The sequence below is a fragment of the Roseovarius gaetbuli genome, assembly GCF_900172365.1.
GTDB classification, from domain to species: Bacteria; Pseudomonadota; Alphaproteobacteria; order Rhodobacterales; family Rhodobacteraceae; genus Roseovarius; species Roseovarius gaetbuli.
Window position 1 is genome coordinate 1 of sequence record NZ_FWFJ01000083.1, and the last position, 5,541, is coordinate 5,541.

The 5,541-nt window shown below is 57.7% G+C and carries 5 protein-coding genes and 1 pseudogene; 2 read left to right on the forward strand and 4 right to left on the reverse strand.

Going from position 1 to position 5,541, the window contains the following annotated elements:
• The 3 genes from ROG8370_RS20810 to ROG8370_RS19290 form a co-directional block, all read right to left on the reverse strand.
• On the reverse strand, window positions 1-217 hold a 217-nt coding region (locus tag ROG8370_RS20810), incomplete at its 3' end, for a hypothetical protein (protein WP_212580134.1).
• A gap of 152 nt (window positions 218-369) precedes the next feature.
• A complete protein-coding gene (locus ROG8370_RS19285) occupies window positions 370-1,308 on the reverse strand; it encodes a homocysteine S-methyltransferase family protein (RefSeq protein ID WP_085828759.1) in 939 nt (312 codons plus the stop codon).
• Between the two features lie 3 nt (window positions 1,309-1,311).
• Window positions 1,312-2,694: an FAD-binding oxidoreductase gene (locus tag ROG8370_RS19290; RefSeq protein WP_085828760.1), complete on the reverse strand. Its 1,383-nt coding sequence runs from the start codon at window positions 2,692-2,694 to the stop codon at window positions 1,312-1,314.
• Between the two features lie 163 nt (window positions 2,695-2,857).
• Between ROG8370_RS19290 and ROG8370_RS19295 the strand changes: the two genes are divergently transcribed.
• Window positions 2,858-3,880 carry a GlxA family transcriptional regulator gene (locus ROG8370_RS19295; protein ID WP_085828761.1) on the forward strand — a complete coding sequence of 341 codons (1,023 nt, stop codon included), beginning with the start codon at window positions 2,858-2,860 and terminating at the stop codon, window positions 3,878-3,880.
• Between the two features lie 49 nt (window positions 3,881-3,929).
• Here the strand turns inward: ROG8370_RS19295 and ROG8370_RS21180 are convergent.
• A pseudogene (locus ROG8370_RS21180) lies at window positions 3,930-4,082 on the reverse strand (integrase); the annotation flags it as partial.
• Window positions 4,083-4,308: 226 nt separating this feature from the next.
• On the opposite strand from ROG8370_RS21180, the gene ROG8370_RS19305 reads away from it, so the two are divergent.
• Window positions 4,309-5,103 (forward strand): pyrroline-5-carboxylate reductase family protein, encoded by a 795-nt coding sequence (locus tag ROG8370_RS19305; protein WP_085828762.1) that lies wholly within the window; start codon window positions 4,309-4,311, stop codon window positions 5,101-5,103.
• Window positions 5,104-5,541 lie beyond the last annotated feature (438 nt).

The following is a 5,541-nucleotide window of genomic DNA, read 5'->3' on the forward strand; positions in this document are numbered from 1 at the left end:
CTTGGTTGGTGGAAACCATCAGGGCCAGCGGCCATGTGCGTCGCGCTAACAGGCCGAACACAAGACTGCTTCTGACAGGCTTTATCATCAAATCGGTACTTGCAAAAAGGGAGCCATCCACACAGGATAAAACGGCCTTTTGCAATTGCGGCCAGTTCTGACGCGGAAAGCCCTCGCGAGTGCAGAAAGGCATTTGCGGCGACGCAGAAGATTTCACCAAACTGGCCGTTCACAGGTGTGGATCCCGCCAGATTTCAATCCGCCCATTCGCCGCAGTTGGCTTCAACAATCGAGGCGCGGGGCGATCTAGACATGGGAATCTATAGCCCGAACGGCAGGTCCGTTCCGTGCTGCCGCCTTCTCACCCGTCTAAGCCAGCGCGCGGGCAATCTCGCGCAGGTGGACGTGGCCGGTGCCGCAGCAGCCACCGAAGATGTCCATATGCGGATAGCGCGCCCGCAGGTCGCCCAATTGCTGGCCAAGTTCCACAGGGTTGCCATCTTCGATATGGCCCAGTTTGCACAATGCGATTTTCTCCATCTTGGAAGCATTGGGCCGCACGCCGCGCAGGCGGTTTATCCAGTTGCCCTCGGTCAATGCCGGTTCGTATTCCAACGGGTGCGAGCAGTTGAGCAGGTAATAATCCGGCGCGGCGTCCCCGGCTTGACGGTCAATCTCAGGGATGGCTTCCGCCAGTGTCGGACCGGAGCGCAGCCGATGAGAACTGTCCAGCGTCAGTGAAACGGTCAGCGGAACGCCTATCCTCGCTGCAGCGCGGGATACGCCGACAGCCTCGGAGATGTTGTTGAAGGTTGCCGCGCAGGCGAAATCCACGTTTGCCGCTTTCAGCGTTTCCAGTTGCACCGAATGATAGTCTTCAGCGCTTTCGGCGGTAATTTCGGTGTTCAACCCATAGGCATCGCCACGCGGCCCAATGCAGCCGCCGATCAGAAGTTGCGGGATCTGGCCAGCATAGGGCTTTGCGATTTCACTCAGGAACTCGATGCTGGCGATATTGGCCTCGGCCAGACCAGCGGGAGAATAGCCCAGCTTGGCCCCCCAATCGGGACTGGCGCGGTAATCCAACCCGGTCAGCATGAACGACAGGCCAAATTCGGCGGCGACGTCCAGCATATCTGACATGACCCGCCGCATGGCCGTCACGGCCTTGGGGTTTTCCAGCAGCGGGAACATGGCGAACTCAGGCAGTTCGAAACCGTGGCGATACATGATCTCTGTCTCGGTGCCGCCTTCGGTCAAGAAAATTGCGCCGGTGTCAGTGGTCGGGGTCGGGTTGGTGCGGGTCATGCCCTATGCCTCCGGCTTGATGTTCTGGTTGAAACGGAAGCGGTTCTGCGGGTCGTATTTGGTCTTGATTTCGACCAGCCGTTGATAGTTTGCTCCGAAGGTGGCACGGGTCAGCGCATCATTGTCTTCGCCATGACCGGGAAAATTGAGATAGGCGCGACCCTCATGCCCGAAGCGCGCGGCGCTGTCCCAGCCATCGCGCGCCCAGGCAATGTTGGCCGCGTCATCCGCTGCATCGGGCCAGACGCCATCGAGCGAATACATCCAGCCAAAGGATCGGTCGCCAAAGGCGGTGGCATCGGCAGGCACCTGCGCAGTGGCCCCGCCAAAATTCCACAGTGACGAGATTGAGTTTTCAGAAGGTGCGGCCTCGGCATTTGCCATGGCCAGATCAATAATCTCATCGGACAGGTCAGTCAGGTAGCGCGCCTTCCAATAGCAACGGAACTCGCCGGTAGGCATCAGCGTGTCAAATAGCGTCTGGACCTCGCAATAGTCCATCCGACCCGAGAAATCGGTGACCATGTCGCCCAGCTCTCGCAGCGGCTGCATCAGCGCCTCACCTTCAGCTGCGTCGCCGTTGTAAACGCAGGCTAGTGTATAGACGCGCTTGCCCCAGCTTTTTTCGGGGAAATCCTCGCCGCCTGCGGTGGAAAATTCGCACAGCGACCCGATCAGCCCGTCGTGCTTGAGCATGAAATCGCGCCAGGCGCGGATCGGGCCGGAGCCGTCTTCCACGGCATAGATCGGGGCGGTGAACATCACTTCGGGTCCGACCGGATGCAGGGAGAATTCGAACCGGGTCACCACACCGAAGTTGCCGCCACCGCCCCTGAGGGCCCAGAGCAACTCTGGGTTTTCTTCGGCGCTGGTGTGTACAAGCGTGCCATCGGCCGTCACCACATCCGCCGCCACGAGGTTGTCAACCGACAGCCCGTGCTTGGCCCGCAGCCAGCCGATGCCGCCCGAGAGTGTCAAGCCTGCCACGCCTGTATCCGAGATCAGACCGCCGGGGGTAGCCAGCCCATGGGCCTGGGTGGCCTTGTCCACGTCACCCCAGAGTGCGCCGCCCTCCACCGAAGCGACGCGTCGTTCGGCATCAACGCTGACACCTCGCATCTGGGTAAGGTCAACCATCAACCCGCCATCGCAAACCGCATGGCCCGCAACGTTATGGCCGCCCGCGCGGATTGAAATGCCCAGATCATGGGCTGCGGCATGGCGCACCGCTGCCATCACATCCTGCGCATTCCGACACCGCGCAATCAGTGCGGGCCGCCTGTCGATCATCGCGTTCCAGACGCCGCGGGCCGCGTCATAGCCGTCTATCCCTGCTGTCAGAAGCTCACCTTCAAAGCCGGAAACATGTGTGTCTGGGCTGCTCATGATCAAATCCTTTCCTTCATTTTCAGAAAGGGTAACGCATCTGGTTTGGCGTGCTCAGTGGCAATTCTGCCAGTTTTGCGGCATACTGGACAAGCGATTATGGCAGATCGGTCAGAACCGGGCCGTTTTGGACATTTGTGCGTAAAAGGGGGAAATCGAGAAAATGGCAAAAAAGCCGCAGATCTTGTTGCTGGCCGCGCCCGAGACTTCGGCTTCGGTGCTTTATGGGCTTTATGATGTGTTGATGTCGGTGGGGGCTGTTTATCTGGATATGGTGATCGGCAAACCGGGGGATGAGTTGCTGGACGTGAAGATTGTCACCGCCAACGGAAAGCCTTTTCGTTGTATTGGTAATATCCCGGTGGAGCCGCACGCCGCCATCGGCGATGTCGAGACCCCTGATGCGGTGATTGTCTGTGACATGTACACCACGATCTACGATGTGCCGCACGGACGCTACCCGCGTGAGATTGCCTGGCTGAAGGCGATACACGCGGGCGGGGCGCTGTTGTCGTCGGTCTGCTCGGGATCACTGCTCTTGGCCGAAGGGGGCTTGCTGGATGACCATCGCGCCACGGCGCATTGGGCCTATCGTGACATGTTCCAGCGGCATTTTCCTAAGATTTCGTTCCAGACGGAATCGGTGCTGTGCCTGGCGGCGGAGGGAGACCGGATCGTCACCGCCGGGGGCGTCAGCGCCTGGCATGATTTGGTGGTCTACCTGATTGCACGCTTCTGTGGCTATCAGGTTGCGATTGAAACCGCTAAGGTGTTCCTGATCGGCGGGCATGCCGAGGGCCAGTCGCCCTATGCGGTGATGACCCGGCCCATGGAATCCAACGACGGCCCGATCACCGGCAGTCAGGAATGGATTGCCGAACATTACGCCACCGCCAACCCGGTGGAGAAGATGGTTGAACGTTCGGGCCTCAACCCGCGCACGTTTTCACGCCGCTTCCGAACGGCCACGGGCTTTGCCCCAATCGAATACGTGCAGGCGCTGCGGGTTGAAGAAGCCAAGCAGATGCTGGAGATGGACCAGATCAGCAATGACGACGTGGGTGCCGCCATCGGCTATGACGATCCGGCGTCCTTTCGACGGGTTTTCAAACGCGGCACTGGCATGACCCCCGCTGCCTATCGCAAGAAGTTCCAACGGATTGCCCGGATCGCACAACCGGCGTGAAGCAAGGCATTACAGACACTCAATCATCGCGCAGATACACGCAAGTTGGGAGCGCCAGATCACGTAGATTGCCCGCCAGTTCCGGCCGTGCTCGGATCGCCCAGACTTGTTTGGGCAGGTGCGGTCGTTTCTGACCGATGATGCGGCCTTTGTTCCAGGCCCGGCGTTTTGGCGTAGTTGCAGGAAGTTGAACTCTAGACATGATATGCCCTCCAACCCTACCTCCAGGCCCAGACATCAGCACCGCGCTGACGGATGATTCTACCATTGCCCGCGAATGTCGGTTTGCGGGAAGCCGCCGAATAGCAGAATGCTGCGCGAGCAGTCGGCTGGAATGAACCCGTACTGACCACCAATCTTCTGTGACCAATTGACATGAACCGGTGACTTCTCAGAAGCTGTAACTTGAGCACAAAGGGAGATTTTCAATGGAAAATACAGGCAATACCATCGGTATCATCGGTGGTTCAGGAATGCTCGGATCGGCGATTTCGAGTGCACTCCTTAGAAGCGAGGCGTTTGAACAATCGAATTTCTGGGTTTCGAACAGGAGTGGCAATGCTTCTGGGGTTGAACAAAGTTCGACTATTCACGTCACGAAGGACAATCAGGAGTTGGTGGACGCCTGCGATGTCATCATTCTGTGCGTGCCGCCTGCTGGATTTCCTGACATCGACATCCGCGCCCCCAACAGGTTGGTCATTTCAGTTATGGCCGGTGTGACGATTGATGAAATGAAATCCAAGACAGGATCTGCTCGTGTCGTGCGGGCCATGAGCAGTCCGGCCGCGTCCTTGTCCATGGCGTATTCACCTTGGATAGCAAGCGCTGAAATTACGTCGGACGACAGAGATATCGTGAGAAAAATCTTTGGGGCGTGCGGGACAACGGATGAGATTTTCGATGAGCAACAGCTCGATCACTTCACCGCAATGACTGGCCCGGTACCCGGTTTTGTCGCCTATTTTGCTAAATGCATGGTGGATCATGCCACAAGCCAAGGTATAGCACCTGATGTCGCTGACCGGGCCATTCGTCAACTTTTCCTTGCTGGCGGAACAATGTTAGCTGCCGACAGCGCCAGCCCCGCCGATCAGGTTCGTTGGATGATCGAGTATGCTGGGACGACAGCCGCCGGGCTAATTGCAATGGAGCAGTCGACCTTGTCCAAAACAATCAGTGACGGGCTTCTGGCGGCAGCAGACAAGGCAAGATCGATTTAGCAGATTACGGAAATTCGAATTGGTGTTTTGTGATGCACCACAAACCATCAAATAGTTTTCTAAGGTCCGTTTTGACCCGCGCTGTGTGAATTCATGGTGCCCGATTTTCGGCGATATGCATAAACGGCCGCTATTCACGCTGCGCAGCAGCGCTGAGAATGATGCGGTCGCGGCGATTTTCTAGGTGCAAGCGCTCGCAGCTATAAAACTGAATTCACAGGTTGGGCTTATTTTGTTGAAAAACTCTTCCTTGATCGAGGCGTGCATCACTGATTCAATTCCCATATTGATCGGGGGATTTTGCCATGTTGGGACCGAGGCAGGAAGCACAGGCGGCGCTGTTTTATGAGTTCTCGCTGGAGGATCACATCCCGCAAAATCACTTGCTTCGTTCGATTGACCGGTTTGTCGATCTGAGCGGCATCCGCCAGTATCTGG